At 59.5% G+C, this 15,535-nt stretch carries 12 protein-coding genes; 8 read left to right on the top strand and 4 right to left on the bottom strand.

Annotated features, from left to right (window positions below):
- Nucleotides 1–248 precede the first annotated feature (248 nt).
- Together FJ398_06145 and FJ398_06140 are read right to left on the bottom strand one after the other, a co-directional pair.
- On the bottom strand, nucleotides 249–1,718 hold the full coding sequence (locus FJ398_06145) for a hypothetical protein (GenBank protein MBM3837531.1): 1,470 nt from the start codon (nucleotides 1,716–1,718) through the stop codon (nucleotides 249–251).
- A 366-nt stretch (nucleotides 1,719–2,084) separates the two neighbouring features.
- Nucleotides 2,085–4,985, bottom strand: a complete 2,901-nt coding sequence (locus FJ398_06140) for a cytochrome c1 (protein MBM3837530.1) — start codon at nucleotides 4,983–4,985, stop codon at nucleotides 2,085–2,087.
- 154 nt (nucleotides 4,986–5,139) lie between these two features.
- Between FJ398_06140 and FJ398_06135 the strand changes: the two genes are divergently transcribed.
- The 3 genes from FJ398_06135 to FJ398_06125 all read left to right on the top strand — a co-directional run bounded on the left by FJ398_06135 (nucleotide 5,140) and on the right by FJ398_06125 (nucleotide 7,092).
- Nucleotides 5,140–5,328, top strand: coding sequence for a hypothetical protein (locus tag FJ398_06135; GenBank protein MBM3837529.1), 189 nt, complete (start codon nucleotides 5,140–5,142; stop codon nucleotides 5,326–5,328).
- Nucleotides 5,329–5,556: 228 nt separating this feature from the next.
- Nucleotides 5,557–5,790: a hypothetical protein gene (locus FJ398_06130; GenBank protein MBM3837528.1), complete on the top strand. Its 234-nt coding sequence runs from the start codon at nucleotides 5,557–5,559 to the stop codon at nucleotides 5,788–5,790.
- 174 nt (nucleotides 5,791–5,964) lie between these two features.
- Nucleotides 5,965–7,092, top strand: a complete 1,128-nt coding sequence (locus tag FJ398_06125) for a hypothetical protein (GenBank protein MBM3837527.1) — start codon at nucleotides 5,965–5,967, stop codon at nucleotides 7,090–7,092.
- An 89-nt stretch (nucleotides 7,093–7,181) separates the two neighbouring features.
- Here the strand turns inward: FJ398_06125 and FJ398_06120 are convergent, their stop codons facing one another.
- On the bottom strand, nucleotides 7,182–8,789 hold the full coding sequence (locus FJ398_06120; protein ID MBM3837526.1) for a DUF885 domain-containing protein: 1,608 nt from the start codon (nucleotides 8,787–8,789) through the stop codon (nucleotides 7,182–7,184).
- 390 nt (nucleotides 8,790–9,179) lie between these two features.
- Here FJ398_06120 and FJ398_06115 point away from each other — a divergent pair, with 390 nt between their 5' ends.
- From FJ398_06115 to FJ398_06095, 5 genes are all read left to right on the top strand, one after another.
- The gene (locus FJ398_06115) at nucleotides 9,180–10,172 is read left to right on the top strand and encodes a malate dehydrogenase (GenBank protein ID MBM3837525.1); all 993 of its coding nucleotides are present in this window, start codon (nucleotides 9,180–9,182) and stop codon (nucleotides 10,170–10,172) included.
- Nucleotides 10,173–10,516: 344 nt separating this feature from the next.
- Nucleotides 10,517–11,200, top strand: coding sequence for a deoxyribose-phosphate aldolase (gene deoC, locus FJ398_06110; GenBank protein ID MBM3837524.1), 684 nt, complete (start codon nucleotides 10,517–10,519; stop codon nucleotides 11,198–11,200).
- 172 nt (nucleotides 11,201–11,372) lie between these two features.
- Complete coding sequence (locus tag FJ398_06105) at nucleotides 11,373–12,578, top strand: N-acetylmuramoyl-L-alanine amidase (GenBank protein MBM3837523.1); 1,206 nt, start codon at nucleotides 11,373–11,375, stop codon at nucleotides 12,576–12,578.
- Nucleotides 12,579–12,719: 141 nt separating this feature from the next.
- Entirely contained in the window at nucleotides 12,720–13,067 is a 348-nt protein-coding gene (locus FJ398_06100; GenBank protein MBM3837522.1) for a four helix bundle protein, read from the top strand.
- 52 nt (nucleotides 13,068–13,119) lie between these two features.
- The gene (locus tag FJ398_06095; GenBank protein MBM3837521.1) at nucleotides 13,120–14,079 is read left to right on the top strand and encodes an NAD-dependent epimerase/dehydratase family protein; all 960 of its coding nucleotides are present in this window, start codon (nucleotides 13,120–13,122) and stop codon (nucleotides 14,077–14,079) included.
- 491 nt (nucleotides 14,080–14,570) lie between these two features.
- Here FJ398_06095 and FJ398_06090 read toward each other — a convergent pair whose 3' ends face one another.
- Nucleotides 14,571–15,299, bottom strand: coding sequence for a type II secretion system protein (locus tag FJ398_06090; protein MBM3837520.1), 729 nt, complete (start codon nucleotides 15,297–15,299; stop codon nucleotides 14,571–14,573).
- Nucleotides 15,300–15,535 lie beyond the last annotated feature (236 nt).

The following is a 15,535-nucleotide window of genomic DNA, read 5'->3' as shown; positions in this document are numbered from 1 at the left end:
GGACGGATTCCACTCCGTCCCTGATTAATCCTGAAGGCGTCCCTTGAACGGAGAGACGGACGATGGAAAAACCAGGAGCCTCCGTTGGCCCATCGTCTCCTCCCGGGCGGCAGTCTGCCTCGATGTCTGATTTGGGACTGAGTGGAATCCGTCCCTACCAACGCTAAACAGATACTCCCCGCCGAGCGGAGAGGGATAGGGTGAGGGGTTGTTTCTCTGTTCCGTGTCCTCCTGCAACGAACCAATCCTCAGTTCCCGGAAAGCGCGTTCAGCGTGTAATAAGCCACGGGATGAAGCACTGGCTTTCCTTCCGCCGAACGCACGCCCGGGAGGTGCAGTTCGTGGACGTGTCCTTCCACGATCCCCTCGACCACCAATCGGACGCTCCGTCCGTTCTGGCTCACACCGGCGCTTTGGATCGTCGGCGTGGTCTTGTCCACTTCGGGGCTTCCGTAGTTGCTTTGATAAATGTGAGTGAACGCTTCCATCCGGTATGAACGGGTGTCGCTCGCGGATGCTGGATCGACCGCCTGAGTAAAGGTCAGCTCAAAGCCATCCGGTTTCGCGCGCATTTCGTGAATCTCGAAAGGCGTCTGCCCGGTCCAGACCAATCGTTGCAGCGCGAAAGGTTTTCCGCCGCGCGCGCCCCAGCCGCGATCCGTCCCCCCGACAAACAGCGAGCCGTCTGGCGCGAATTCGAGTCCGAGGCAGCCGGAAGCAAAGCCTTGCTTGAACGGAAAGCACGCGCCTTGATAACGGCCATTCACTTTCTCCAGAAACACCCGCATGACGGTGCTGTGGGTCTGATCGCCGACGAACAGTTGGTTCTGGAAGGGCCCAAATTTGCCCCGGCTCAGATCGCCAGCAATGCCGCTGGCCGACTGGCCCATCTTGCCGTACGGAAACAGGATGGCCGGCGGGACAAGCTGCGGAATTTTTTTTGCCTCGATGTGCATGCGGCTGTTGCTGACCGGATCGGTCGGCCGAAGGCCCATGCTTGCTCGAGCGAGCGGATACCAGCGGTTCCCGGCGGGATGGCCCACAAAATGGCCGGGAACCAATTGCTTCAGCGCACAAGCTCCGTTCCACGGACCTTGATTGTCGGTGTAAAACATGTCGCCCGCCGTGTTCATTCCAATCCCACCGGGGGAGCGAATCCCGCTGGTTGTCGGGATGGCCTTGCCGTCGGGCGAAATGCGAAAACACCAGCCGCGAAATTCCAGGTCGCTCGTGAAGGACCCCGTCAGGCACAGCACGACCCACAGATAACCTTCCGCGTCGAACTTCGAGCAAAAGGCGTATTCGTGGTAATCGCCGCTCAAACCCCAATCGTCGCTGACCGTTTCAAACAAATCCGCGCGGCCATCGCCGTCCGTGTCTTTGGTGCGGGTGAGTTCGCCGCGTTGAATGACGTAAAGCCAGCCGTCACGCGCCGCCAGGCCAAGCGCTTCGTGCAAGCCGCTGGCGTAGTGCAGGTACTTCACGTCCTTCGGCGGATGGGCGAAGGCGCCGTCGATCAGGTAGATATCGCCGTAACGCGTGCACACCGCGATGCGGCCGTTCTCCAGCATTTGAAACCCGCTCGCTTCCAGGACGACGCCGGGCGGTGTGGGCAGCGTGATGATTTCGTAGTAATGGCTTTCCTCAGCAGCCGTGGTGGCACCGCGAAGTGTGCCGACGCACCCGATCAACGCCAACAAAATGGTGAGAACTTTCATTGGCTGGATTTTCCCATGAACCTGACGGTAGGGCGAGCCTGTCCCCAGCGAGCCGCGTCGGACGTGTTCCAAGCACGTCGAGCGGCTCGCCGGGACGAACTCGCCCTACCTGGTTCATGACGTGTGAGCATGGTAATCAGACCAAGGAAGCTTCTCATGAACGGAAAGGAGCGAGTCGCGCGCCAGCGTCTTGGAGTGCGGCAGTCCTCTGCCGCTTTTAGGCTGACCCGGCGGATCCAAAGCGCCAGTAGGTTTCGTTCCTCGCAACCCTGGGCTTTGGGGCAGAATCCCGTTGGGATTCTCGAGCGCCGAAGCGGCCTGAAGGCCGCGCTTCGCTTCAGATGTTCACGGCAAAGCCAGTTCATTCTACCAGATCATCTCTTCGAGGATTCGAGCTTCGCGGTCTTGAAACATGATCGGGACGAGCAATTCCTTCTGCCCGCCGCTCTCGCGGATGACGGGTTTAGCCGCGCCGACGAGGTCGAATTTCAACGCCAGTTTTCCATCCACCCAGAATTCGCCGTTAGCTTTGGCGTCAATCCTCGAGCCCACGGCGGCCCTGAACCAGAGTTTATCCGTTGCCTTCCCACCGCGAAACGTCAGCATTCGGGTAAGCTTCGGATCAATTTCTCCAGGCGCTGCTACGGGGTAATCCTCTATTTGAAGATCATTCAGCGAATAAAGAAACGTGGGGCGTTGCTTCGAGTCGAGGCGGTAGCCGCGCATTTGATAGCCCGCCTTTTTGCCCACCGCCTCGGGCCAGGGCGCTTGCAGATCATTCAAGATCGAGAACGCCGGACCGGGCGGCATTCTCACAACGTTGTGGCCGAGCGGAGGCACAAAGCCGGCGCCGCGATCACTGCGGTGGCGCGAAGCATCGAGAAATGCGCCCTGCCAGATCATCGCCAGCCGAAGGTTCTCCGCGTCAAAAGCGAGATTGGCTTTTTCCGGGTAGCCCACGGCAATCGCGCGCGCGCCCGCGCCTTCGATGAAGTTGCGGTAAAGGATCGCCTCTTTATCTGCGACGAGTTCCATCCGGGCCTGGATCAAACCGGCCGGTATGTCCGCCTCGCGTCCGCGAGAAAGGAACGCCCAGATCGCTTCGATCTGCTGCTCCGTGTTGCCTCCGAGGATTTCCTTGTTCGCGGCGAGGCCGTCCGGCCAGAAACTCGGCATGCGTGTGCCCGGCCGGAGCGAAGCGGGATCGAGCAAATAACGCCGGAACCATTCCTTCCGCAGCCGCTTGGCCATTTGCGTCATGTCCATCGCCGGAACACCAAGCGATTTGAACTGCGCGAAGGTGTGGCACGAAATGCAGGTCAGGCCGTCGCGGCCCACGAGCTTGTGGCCGGACTTGGCGAGGCGCATCAAGTTCTCGGCGGGAATTTCGGACACGTTCGCCTCGGATGCAGGTTCATCAACGCGCTCGAAGGCAGCGACCAAATGTTCGACGTTCGCCTTGCCAAATTGCGGCATGCGCGTCGCCATGTAAGGGCGAACCGTGCCGCGATACATCAACACCTCGCCGAGCCAATCGGAGCGCAGCTTCGCTCCCACGCCCGTCAGATGTGGCGGAATGCGGCCTTCGTCGCCCAAATCGACCTCGCCGACCGTGGCGAAATACTCGCCGCGCGCAGCATCGGGCCCGCCGACTCCGTTCCGGGAATGACAGGCGAAGCAGTTCAACGCGGTCATGGTGCGCACGATTTGATCCTGGGCGTTGCGCGGCGCTGCCAGCTTGCTCTGGTGAGCAAGGGTCGTGCGCAAGGCTCGGCGTTGGGTATCGCTCAAACGAAACTGCGGACGACCAGCCGCGACGCTCTCGCCGAGGCAGCCCTCGGCAGCGTCGGGCTTCAGTGAATCCAGGGACCTGGCCTGGAACGTGGAAGTGCCCGTTCGATCTTTTGTTGGATGGCAAGCCACGCAGCCAAACGACCCAAACAGTTCTTTCCCGCGCGCAACCTTCGCCGCGTCGAGGGCGAATGGTTCGCTGCCAATCGGCAGCATCGGCTGGCCCAGATGCGAGAGCAGACTCGGAGGAATTTCTTGCTTGGGCAACGCAGGTCCTTGATACGAGACTTTGAGACCAAACTCCGCGCCACCGTTGAAGTAGGTTACGATGATCGGATGCTCGCCGGGCTTTAGATGAATCTTGCCCTGAGCTTCGGCCATGGCGTGCTGCCCGTCGTTCTTCACGACCAACGTGCTGCCGATCCACAGCCGCGAGCCGTCGTCAGACTCGGTGTAGAACGTGTAGTCGCCTTCGGTCTGGATGTGGATCAAGCCGGTGAAACGCAGGCCGAAGTTCGCGTTCCGGCGGCGCGGATCCAGGCTGAATCGGTCCGCCACGCCGGAATCGCGCGGACGCATCGAATCAAAGTCAACCGTGTCGCCGCCAAAGCGTCCTTCGTAATACTGGTAGCGCAGCCCTTTGATTTTGTGGAGTGTGGCCGTAGGATCGTACAGGCCGGGAGCTTGCTCGCGGAGGAGGTAAATCGCGATCGCGCTGGCTTCCGCTTCGTTCAGATTCAGCGACGGCATTCGACCGGAGGGCCGAAACTGAAAGGGATTGACCAGAAACTTGGCCAGCGCTTCGACCGTGGTTTTCTTGGCCAGGTCTCCGAGCGGAACGGAAGCAGCCTGCCACGAGGCCAGATTCGCCAGCGCGTTGGGACTCGCAGATGACCGATCACCGTTCATTCCGGGACGAAAAGCCGAGGCCACTTCGTGCGGGGCATGACACGCGACGCAGCCGACTTGATGATACAGCCGCCGCCCTTGTTGCATCTTCAACGGATCGGCCCCGGTGGGAGTCGAAGCTGCGGACGGAAAGAGCGAGATCAGGTAGTGAACCAACGCTTCGACGGCTTCGGATTTCGCCGACGCGTCCATGCCGTGCAACAAGTCCGGCATCGTGGTACCGGGCTTTTCGTTGTGCGGCGCGGTCAAGAAGGCGCGCAGATACTGCGGCGTGATCCTCAGGCCCTCCGCGCCAAGGATCGGAGATGGCCGCGAAGCTACGCGAGCTTTGACCGTGCCGCTGGCTGTGTGGCACGCAAGGCAGTTGAGTTCGCCCAACAGAGTTTCTCCTGAATCCGCCTCGGCGTGGGACGCCGTCTGCGGGCCGAGCACAAGAGGGAGAACATGATCTGAAGAGGCAGGCGCGCCCCACGCCCGCAATGGCGCGCTGGCCGGAAGAAGGATTGCGAAAGTCCAGACCAGGGACATCGGTCCTGGCCACCTCATCGCGCTGCGTCGTCGATCCATGATGCGCAAATGACCATAGACACTCGGGTTGCCGACGGCACGAGAATTTTCAAATTTCAAACCCTTTCCCAGTTGCCAGAGGATTCATGGAATGACACGCTCCAGCCGACGCGTGAAGCTTGTTTGTTTGAATGAATCAACTTAGTGGTCCAACATGAAGAAAGCAGCGTTCTATCTTTTGCTCGGTTTCATTTCTATCGTTGCCTTCAGCGGCTGCGTAGCGGTGCCGCCGCTGATCAACGTCCAGCATCGGGAACACAGCTCCGACACGCAGAAGCGACTCGATGACATCGACCGGCGGCTGCAACGCATCGAACAAAAACTGGATAAGGCGGAGAAATAGTCGACGAGTTTCGTCCACCAGCACCGCGGTTAAATCGTTACAAGGTTAAAGCGAGGATCAGGCAGTTCTGATCCCGCCGACTGCTGTGGAATTCAGATTATGAGTCTTAGAATCATGCTTGAATCTGCAAGTAACCCCTCTCCTCGGTCCTCTCCCCACTCGTCCCTCGCGGGGAGAGGAAGAAGAAAAATCAGCCACGCTGCGCCGAGTTTACTGACCAGACCGTGGATGCGGCGAGTGAAGAGGGGATTGTCGCTGGTCATCGCGGGGGTCGGCTTGCCGATGCTCTGCGGTTGCTCTTCGGTGCCAGCCTTTCAACAACGGCTCGTGTCGAAGCCGAACATGCTGTTCAATGATTCCGGCGCCTTCGTCTATCAATCCAAGATGTGGCTGCAGACTGAGCCAGGATCGATGTTTTCGGGCGGCGCCCGGGCCGTGGGTTGCAGCGCCTGTGCGCAGTGACGTGAGGCTTCTATCGCTCGGATGATTTCCTCGGCTCCACGACGCGCGACGCTGGCTGTTTGCGCGGCTCTGATTTCCATATCGGACTCTGAACTTCTCGCGGCCACGGACGGACTGCCGGATTCTTCTTCCGCAGAGAGTTCGATGCCGAGTTCGGCGAACCATCTGTTCGAGGTGAACTCCGAGGGGCTCTGGACTTCCGGAATCAATCTTACAGACAGCTCCGCGGCTTACCGACAAACGCGCCGTAATCTGGATCTCAATTTGAGTTTGTCCTACAGCACGCTTGACCTGGACTATCAACCCGCCGATTTCGACATCATCAGCCAGGCTGCGGACCTGAGCGAGCATCGCGTCGCGGTTCAAGGCGGGTTGAAGCGGAAGGTCACTCCGTCGCTGTCGCTGCTGGGATCGGGCGGCTATTACGACGGATACGTCAATTACCGCACGCTGTGGCTGAACGAATACTACCGGCAGTACTACTCGGACGTTCGGGGATACCGAGCGGTGAATCCCAACGGTTACAATCTCTCGGCCGGATTTCGTTGGGAATACCAGCCCGCCACGGCCTTTCTCCAGATCGATGCCCTCTACAGCCAGGGCAACGTTCCGTCCGGCTACGAAATCGTCGTGCTCCCTCCGCCTCAGATTGGCACGGAACTCCTTCGCAGTCCCGACCGGCTCCACACCGCCGGCGGCCGGCTGGCCCTGGAGAACGTGCTCACTCGGCGGATCCGGACACTCAACGAATTCCAGGTGGTGGCCACAACGGAACGCGAACCGCGCTTTTCGTATCAAGGTTCCATGAATTGGGCCGTCGCCGAGCGCTGGGTGCTGCGTTCGGTTACAGGTTTTTCCGTCGAAGAGCCAAATTTTCACGCGTTCTCATTCGCGGCCACGCTCGAATACGATTGGGAGCAAACGTGGTTCCTGAGCGTGTTCGGACGGTATTACCAGGACAATGGCGAGATAGACAATCCGCAGCTTTTCAACGTCGCTGCCCCGGCGCTGGAAACGGTTCAGGTCGGCCTCGGTCTGCGTCGGCAAGGGGAGCGCTGGTCAGTCAAGGTCGTGGGGGGGGGCCTATTTCAGCCGCTACGCTGCGGTGGAAGCGGATATCAAACCGTTCGAGAAACTTTACCGGAGCCGCGACTGGGGACTCGCGCAGGTCTCGGTCACGTATTCCTATTGAGGCGTCCACGCCAGGAGGCTCTGCCTCCGCAATCTGAAATCCTTCCCATGAACGGTAGGGACGGATTCCACTCCGTCCCTGACTTTTGTTTAGCGATCGAAAGGTACTGATCAGGGACGCGGTGGAACGCGGTGGAACGCGTCCCTACCGTTCATGGTCAGAATGCGTGATTTCAGAACCTTGGAAGCTTCCCAAGAATCTAGTCGAGCCCGTATTTTTCCAGCCAGGCCTGGGGCAGCGTTCCAAAGCTCAACAGCCAATCGTTGAATTTCTGCAAACGCCAGCCGCGTCCGTTCATCAGGCGTTGGCGCAGGCGTTCGTTCTCCAATCGGCCCAGCCAGTAGCTCATCGGGACCGCTGGCTGGCCGGTGTACCAATTCACGTCCGCCTCGGCCCGCGCGCGCGTGAAGCCCAAATGCCTCTGCATGTGGCCGACGGCTTGCGCGTAGGTGTAACGACCCGTTTGCAGCCGCAAATCCACCAGGATGCGGTGGCATCGCCACAGCGCATCGTGAAGCTGCTGGACCCCCAGCCAGGGCGAACGGTCGATCTTCAAATCGACCATCATCTGTTCGCACCAGAGCGTCCAGCCTTCGTAAAACACCGCGTGCGCGAACAACCGGCGCCAGCGCCGCGGATGCCGATTGGCCGTGACGAATTGCAGATGATGTCCGGGATAAGCCTCGTGCGCGCAGGTCAGGCTCAACCCGAAATGCTGCGCGCGCTCGGCGCGTTTCTCCGCTTCGGTTTTCTTCGTCACGCTCAGGTCGTTCACCCAAAAGATTCCCCGCTGCCGTTTCTCGAAAGCGCCCGGCTGGCTGTAAGCCGCCGTGGGGAAGAGGTGCCGCATGAATTCCGGAACCAACCGCACTTCGAGGCTCTCGCCGGGAGGAAACGACACCGCTTTTGCGGATTTGAATGCCGCCACCAACTTCTTCGTCTGCGCGCGATAAATCGCCACCAGGTCGGGGCCGGGATTCCAGCGCGAGCGGGCTTCATCGATGATATCCTCAAACCTCTTCCTCGGACCCAACTTGCGGCAGGCTTCGCGCAACCGCGAGCCCACACGAACGATTTCGCTTTGCGCCAAAGTCTCAATCTCGCCGAGAGTGTAGTCCAATCCCAGTTCATCGCGCACGCGGCGCTGAAGAATCGGCGTGCCCACGGCAAACGATCCTTCGTTCGCGAGCGGACGCGCCGAAACTCGATCGCGATACTTCACAATGGACTTCTGGGCTGAATCGATCTGGCGCGCATCGCCCGGCGAAGGTTCGACGCGAGCCAGAAAGACCTTCACGGCCTCAAGCAGACTGGGTGCGCCGGCGGCGGTTTGCGTCATGATCTTGCGCCAAACTGGTTCGGGCCGGTCGATCAACCCGGCGGCCTGATCGAGGAATTGTGGCGCCCGGTCCAGCAGCGAGCGCACATTGCGCGCCGCGCGCTTGGGCTCGTCCTCGCTGCGAATCAGCTCGTGAAGGAGAATGTTCAGGACCTGGTCGGCGGCATTCGGATCGAGCCGATGACGGCCGCGCTGGAAATCTTCGCTTTCGCGCAAGATTTGACTGCGGAGAGCGAGTCGGTCCAGATGCTGTTCGTTCGTGAGATCACGCGGGGAAATGGACTCGAGCGCGGCCAGCGTTCGGCGCCGCCGATTCTCCTGCTTTTGTTCGAAGTCCAGTCCGGCCGTTGCCAGTTTGCCTTCCCCCTCCTTGAGGCCGACGAAGGCTGCATAAGTCGGATGGTCCTCCAGCACGCTGTCAAAGTATTCGGTGAGCAGTCCTTCAAACTGGGTTTGAATCTTGTTCATAAGCGCAAAGCGCGAGCGGCTGAATAGGACTGCAAGCGCCGGCCGATTTCAAATCTCAAATGACGATTTTGAATTTCGGCGCTTCGTTCTGGAGCACGGCGGCTTCAAAAGCTTCTCGGAAGGAGCCCAGCATCTATGCCGCTCCAACGTTCGGATCGACGGGCACGCTCTGGTCAAATGCAACGTCCGGCCGTGATTGGCGCGCAAGCGGCATGAATGCCGCGCTCCGGTTTCGGGAAATGTCTCTGCGGTGTCAGAAAGCAATGCTGTGTTCCCCCGTGCACACTTCTCGAACTGTGCAACATGCTACTGTAGGGCCACAATTGGTGATCTCGAATTTGCGTTGCGTCGCCAAAAACGCCGCTCTTATACTGCGCGTTCTTTGAACCTATGAGTACGACTCCTCTTCGTGTCGCCGTGACCGGCGCCGCGGGCCAGATCGGTTACGCGCTGGTGTTTCGCATCGCCTCGGGCGCCATGTTCGGACCGAACCAGCCGGTGATTCTGCATCTGATCGAGATTGAAGCGGTCCTCCCCGCGCTCAACGGCGTGGTGATGGAGCTGGACGATTGCGCTTTCCCGTTGCTCAAAGGCGTTGTTCCGACCGCGAGCCTTGAAGAAGGATTTCGCGGCGTGAACTGGGCGCTGCTCGTGGGAAGCGTGCCGCGCAAGGCGGGCATGGAGCGAAAGGATTTGCTGGGCATCAACGGCAAGATCTTCATCGGCCAGGGCCAGGCCATCCAGAAGAACGCCGCCAGCGACGTGCGGATCCTCGTCATTGGGAATCCGTGCAACACGAATTGTCTCATCGCCATGAGCAATGCGCCTGATGTGCCGCGGGAACGCTGGCACGCCATGACGCGCCTGGATGAGAATCGCGCCAAATCCCAGTTGGCGCGGAAGGCCGGCGTGGATGTCACCCAGGTGACCAACCTCACCATCTGGGGGAACCATTCCTCGACTCAATACCCTGATTTCTACAACGCCAAGATCCAAGGCCCGCCCGCGACCGAGGTGATCAAAGACGAGGCGTGGCTGAGGGGCGAATTCATCAGCACCGTCCAGCAGCGCGGCGCGGCCATCATCAAGGCGCGCGGGGCCTCCAGCGCCGGCAGCGCGGCCAATGCGATCGTTGATAGCGTTTCCTCCATCGTCAACCCCACGCCGGCCGGCGAGTGGCACAGCGTGTGTATTTGCTCGGACGGCAGCTATGGCATTGAAAAAGGACTGATCTCGTCCTTCCCCATCCGGAGCACCGGACGGAAGCTTGAAATTGTCCAAGGTTTGCCGATCAACGAGTTTGGCCGGGCCAAGATCGACGCCACGGTCAATGAATTGAAGGAAGAGAAATCTCTGGTGGCAGATTTGCTGCCGAAGTCGTGACGGCGACGCGGCCATTCCTTCCATTACCCCGACTTCTCATGAATTTGGCAGGGACGGATGGGCTTCCCAAGCCCCGCCATCGGTTTCCCCAGATAGAACGTTCGCTTCGCGAAACGCGGATCACTCCGTCCCTGACTTTATTCTGCAATTCAAAAAGACAATTTCAGGGACCCGGTGGAACGCCTTACCAGTTCATGGACCGTGTGGATGGTTCTGAAGCCGAGGAAGCTTCCCCTGAGCGCGGTAGGGCTTCGTTGCCGCGCAGATGGTTTTGTGTCGATACGGCGGCGCAGCAGCACCGCCCTACCCGCGAAGGCTTCGTTTGAAGTTTCATAATCGCTCCGATGACTGCAAAAGACATCGCTCCGCACATCGAACACACATTGCTCAAGCCGGACGCGACGCGCGCCGCCATTGAAAAACTCTGCGCCGAAGCGCGTCAGCACCGGTTTCATTGCGTGTGCGTGAATGGTTCGCGAATCGTGGAAGCGCGCGCCTTCCTCGAAGAAAGCGCTGTAAAGGTCGCCACCGTGATCGGCTTTCCGCTTGGCGCAGTGGATCCGGACGCGAAACGGTACGAAGTCGAGGTCGCCATCGACAACGGAGCGCACGAGATCGACGTTGTGCTCAACCTTGGGCGCCTCAAAGAGGGCGATCACGCGTACGTGCTTCGCGAGTTGCGGGACGTTGTGGAGGCGGCGGACGAACGTCCCGTGAAGGTCATTCTGGAAACCGGTTATCTGACCGCGGAGGAAAAGGTCGCGGCCTGCCGGATCGTGCTCGATTCCGGCGCGCAATTTGTGAAGACCTCGACCGGCTTCGGTCCAGGCGGTGCCACGGTCGAGGACGTGAAATTGATGCGGGAAACTGTGGGGGCGAAGTTCGGCGTCAAAGCGGCTGGCGGAATCCGCGACACGCAAACGGCGCTGACGATGATCGCCGCCGGCGCCAACCGGTTGGGCACTTCGTCAGGAGTGGCCATTGTTGCGGGTGTGGCGAGCAACGCCGGATCACAGCCCGGTTACTGAGTTCAGTGTCCCTCCCAGCTAAGGTGCTAAGGTATACTGTAAGGTGGGGCGAGGCTTATAGCCGAGCCGTTCCTCGATGGCATTGGCTCGGCTATAAGCCTCGTCCCACCTTCACTGACGCATCGACGAAACATCTGCTTGAGTCGAGAGTCATCGTACGCAAAATGTCCGCGTGCCGAAGCCCTGGTTGTTCGCTGCCTTGATGGCGGCGCTCGTCTTTCTGACCGCGTGTCCCAGTCCGCCGAAAACAGCTCCAAGAATCACCCCCTTGGGAACGACCTTGCCTCCGGCGCCGGCAGTTCAACCCTTGAAACTGCCGCCGCCGGAGGGTTCTTCAGGCACGAACGCCACCCGCCAGGTTGCACTGCGATTCTCTACGCCAACGCGAGCCGGGGGCGGCTTTCAGGCTGCGTCATCGAACGCGCTTCCTGCGGTGTCCACGCCAATCGACGTTGCAGACTCGAAACGTCCGGAAGCTCGATCGCTCCCCACCACCGGCTGGGTCGCGCTCGAAAACTGGAATCGCCTGAACGGCCTGGAAGCGCCGAAGCGCTTCGACAACGGCTGGGGAGCGACATTCCAATGCCGCAGCACCAACGGCGTGCTCTCGCTCACCATCGGCAGCCGCGTCGCGTACTGGAACGGGCTGGCGCTGGCATTGGGCTTTGTCCCGCAGTTGAGCGACGGCCTCCCGTTCCTCCACACGCTGGATTTGCGGAAGAATTTCGCGCCGCTGCTCGCTTCTTCGGGACCGAGATTGGATGGGCGTCGCATCGTTGTTCTCGATCCGGGCCATGGCGGCGAGCAAACCGGCGCCCGAAGCGTGCTCAAAACGGGGTTTGAAAAAGATTACACCCTGGACTGGGCACTTCGAGCGAAGCCGCTTCTGAATGCCAAAGGCTGGCGCGTCGTGTTAACGCGCACTTCGGATGTCGATGTGCCCATCGCCGAACGCGTGCGCATCGCCGAACAGGCGAACGCCAGCTTGTTCGTGAGCCTGCACTTTAACTCGGTCGATGCCCAATCGGCCCGGCCGGAGCACCACGGACTGGAGACTTACTGCCTGACCCCAACGGGCATGCCGTCCAATCTGGTCCGCCAGTTCAAAGACGTGCCTGCCATGATTTTTCCGAACAACGACTTTGACGAACAGAATCTTCAACTCGCCGTCCGCCTGCACCACGCCATGGTGCAACTGGTGGAACGGAACGATCGAGGCATCAAGCGCGCGCGATTCATGACGGTCTTGCGCGAGCAAAATCGCCCCGCCGTTTTGCTCGAAGGCGGCTACCTGTCCGACCCGGACGAAGCGCGCCTCATCGCCAGCCCTGCGTACCGTCAGAAGTTGGCGGAAGCGGTGGTAAAGGCGCTGGAGTGAACCGTTGCCAGTTGCCAGTTGTCAGTTTTCAGTTGCCAGTGGCGAGCGTTCTGGGCAAGAAAGGTCGCGAATTGCTAGCCGCCTGGAGGTGGACTGGCAAACGACATCAAACAATACATCAAGGAGGAAAATATGAAGATCATGCATTACCGAGACCTTATCGCCTGGCAAAAGGGGATTGACCTGGTAGTTGCCGTTTATGAGGCGACCAATCAGTTTCCGCAACGCGAGATATACGGATTGACCAGCCAGGTTCGACGCGCGGCGGTTTCGGTTCCGTCCAACATCGCGGAGGGCCAAGGCCGAAGAACGCCGAACGAGTTTGTCCGGGGACTCCGCGTTGCTCACGGTTCTCTGCTGGAATCCGAGACCCAGTTAATCATCGCCCAACGGTTAGGTTATCTCGATAATAGCCAGACCGAGAGCTTGCTCGCGCGAACGTCGGAAGTTGGTCGCGTCGTGAACGGTCTGATTAACTCGATTAGCTGACCACTGACCACTGACCACTGACAACTGGCAACTGACAACTGACAACTGACAACTGAAAACTCACATACTTGTCACCGGCGGCGCCGGGTTCATCGGATCGCATCTGGTCGAGCGGCTGTTGCGCGAAGGCAACGCCGTCACCGTCATTGACGATTGTTCAACCGGGAGCCTGGACAACCTCCAGGCGGTGATCTCCCACCCGGATATTCGTGTCATTCGCGCGAAGGTTTCCGAGTGCGGGGACCTCGACGCCGTCATCGCGAACGCCAGCTTCATCTTTCACCTGGCTGCGGCGGTTGGCGTGGAATTGGTGGTCCACTCGCCTATTCGCACGATTCAAACTAACCTGCACGAGACGGAAGTGATCTTGCAGGCCGCCGGCGCGAAATCCGTCCCTGTCCTGTTGACGTCCACTTCGGAGGTTTATGGCAAGAGCCAGAAGGCGGCGTTTAACGAGGAAGACGATTTGCTGATTGGGCCGCCTTTTCTGGGGCGCTGGAGCTACGCCTGTTCGAAGCTCATGGACGAGTTTCTAGCACTGGCCTACGCGCAGGAAAAAAGTCTGCCCGTGGTGATCGCGCGACTTTTTAACACTGTCGGCCCGCGACAGACTGGGCGTTACGGCATGGTCTTGCCCCGCTTTATCGCCGCGGCAAAGGCGGGCTTGCCCCTGAAAGTATTTGGGGACGGACAGCAGACTCGATGCTTTTGCTACGTCGTCGATACGGTGGAGGCGCTGATCCGCCTGCAACAATCATCCGAAGCCAGAGGGGGCGTCTTCAACATCGGCGGCACGGAAGAGATCCGCATCGGGGATTTGGCGAAGCTGGTCGTGCGAGTGTTGAAATCCAAATCACCAATTGAATTTGTTCCTTACAGCGAAGCCTACGCGGCTGGATTCCAGGACATGCAACGCCGAAAGCCCGTGGTCGAAAAGCTCCTTCGGACGGTCGGCTTCCAACCGAATACGCGTCTCGATCAGATCATCAAGTTGACTGCTTCCGCGAGGTGACAGTTAACGTTGGCAAGATGGTTCGCGCCAAGCTTACTGCTTGGTCCGTAGGATGGGCGACAAAGCTCGTAGCGCAGAGTTGCACTCTGCCGTATCGCAGAATTGCATTCTGCGGGGCGGCTCACGGTCCGAGCGCGCTGGGATTGGCTGGCGCCCTGCCGATTGCAAATCGGCGAGACAGCAGATTGGAAATCTGCGCTACGGTTCTCCGGTCGATCTGTCGTCAATCCCACGGTCTGCACAGTAGTTTCGGTGGGGACGCGTTCCGGACGCGTTCCACCGCGTCCCTGGACACTCCTTGGCGCGTGCGTTGAGCGGAGAGTGGAGGACGAGAAAACCTGGGGTCTCAGTAGTCCCATCGTCACTTTTCTGGCATTGGTCCGCCTCAAGGTTTAATTGGGGTCGGAGTGGAATCCGTCCCTACCGGATTCACTCGAAACAAAAAAGGCATCCTTGCGGATGCCTTTGTGAAAGCTAAGCCGGAAGTCCGGTTACTTCGGAGATTGACCAGGGAAAGCCAGCGTATTGTCGCTGTCGGAGGTCTTCAGTTGGTCCTTCAAGCGAGCCGTGCTGATCTGCTGCACGCTGCCGTCGCCCAGGGCCACGTCGCCTTGATTCTGGTGCAAATCCTTCGACCAACCAGCGCCGATGGTTGAAGTATGGTTCGTGCCGAGCTTGATAACCTGGGACTTGTCCATGTCGGTTCGCGCGATATGCGTGCCGCCGCCATTGGTGATGTTCCGGTCACCAGCGAGCAACGATTGCGGGCGCGTCTCATCGGCATCCTGTCCAACGAAGAAGCTCGTGGCCTTGTTACGCAAGAGTGTGAGATGCACCGTCCAGTTCGTGGCTTCGGTCTTCGATCCGTCCGCCGGGCAGACGATGATCTTCGGCGTGCTCAACTCGTTGGACATCGCGGCGTAGTGGCGCCAAACTTCAGGAATGGCGGTCGCACTGGCGGCGACGGCGAATTCGGAAGAGCCGCCTTCGTTGGTGCTGACGCTCATCGGGAAGCGGTCGCCATTATCGGTGGCGAAAATGCGGAAGGACAACCCGACGTTCTTCAGGTTGTTGACGCATTTGATGCGTTGCGCTTTGGCTTTGGCCTTGGCGAGCGCAGGAAGGAGCATACCGGCAAGGATGGCGATGATGGCGATAACGACTAACAGCTCGATGAGCGTGAAAGCCCCGACTTTGTATTTGCGGAAAACATGGTTCATAGTTTTTTCGGTTATTACTGGGTAACGGTCGCTGCACTCTAATCAAACGAATCAGAGTGTCAATTCTATTTCGGTAAAAAAGTATTTAGCGCGTCAGTGCCACGGAGGCGTAGCGCTGTTGAAACGTTAAATCGTTAAATGGGTTAAATAGGTTAAATGGGGGAGGTTTCGCCTGGCTCGCCGCAGCGTGGAGAATTGTCACGGCGCGCGCGAACGCCCGCTGACTGTGGTTCACC

It is taken from the genome of Verrucomicrobiota bacterium (assembly GCA_016871535.1).
Classification (GTDB): Bacteria; Verrucomicrobiota; Verrucomicrobiia; order Limisphaerales; family SIBE01; genus VHCZ01.
Note: the sequence above shows the minus strand (reverse complement) of the source record. Positions and strands in the feature narration are given on the sequence as shown.

Coding starts and splice junctions, on each gene's coding strand:
- FJ398_06115 (MBM3837525.1), top strand. CDS start 9,180: ATGAGTACGACTCCTCTTCGTGTCGCCGTGACCGGCGCCGCGGGCCAG.
- FJ398_06140 (MBM3837530.1), bottom strand. CDS start 4,985: ATGGATCGACGACGCAGCGCGATGAGGTGGCCAGGACCGATGTCCCTG.
- FJ398_06135 (MBM3837529.1), top strand. CDS start 5,140: ATGAAGAAAGCAGCGTTCTATCTTTTGCTCGGTTTCATTTCTATCGTT.
- FJ398_06090 (MBM3837520.1), bottom strand. CDS start 15,299: ATGAACCATGTTTTCCGCAAATACAAAGTCGGGGCTTTCACGCTCATC.
- FJ398_06130 (MBM3837528.1), top strand. CDS start 5,557: ATGCGGCGAGTGAAGAGGGGATTGTCGCTGGTCATCGCGGGGGTCGGC.
- FJ398_06120 (MBM3837526.1), bottom strand. CDS start 8,789: ATGAACAAGATTCAAACCCAGTTTGAAGGACTGCTCACCGAATACTTT.
- FJ398_06145 (MBM3837531.1), bottom strand. CDS start 1,718: ATGAAAGTTCTCACCATTTTGTTGGCGTTGATCGGGTGCGTCGGCACA.
- deoC (MBM3837524.1), top strand. CDS start 10,517: ATGACTGCAAAAGACATCGCTCCGCACATCGAACACACATTGCTCAAG.
- FJ398_06100 (MBM3837522.1), top strand. CDS start 12,720: ATGCATTACCGAGACCTTATCGCCTGGCAAAAGGGGATTGACCTGGTA.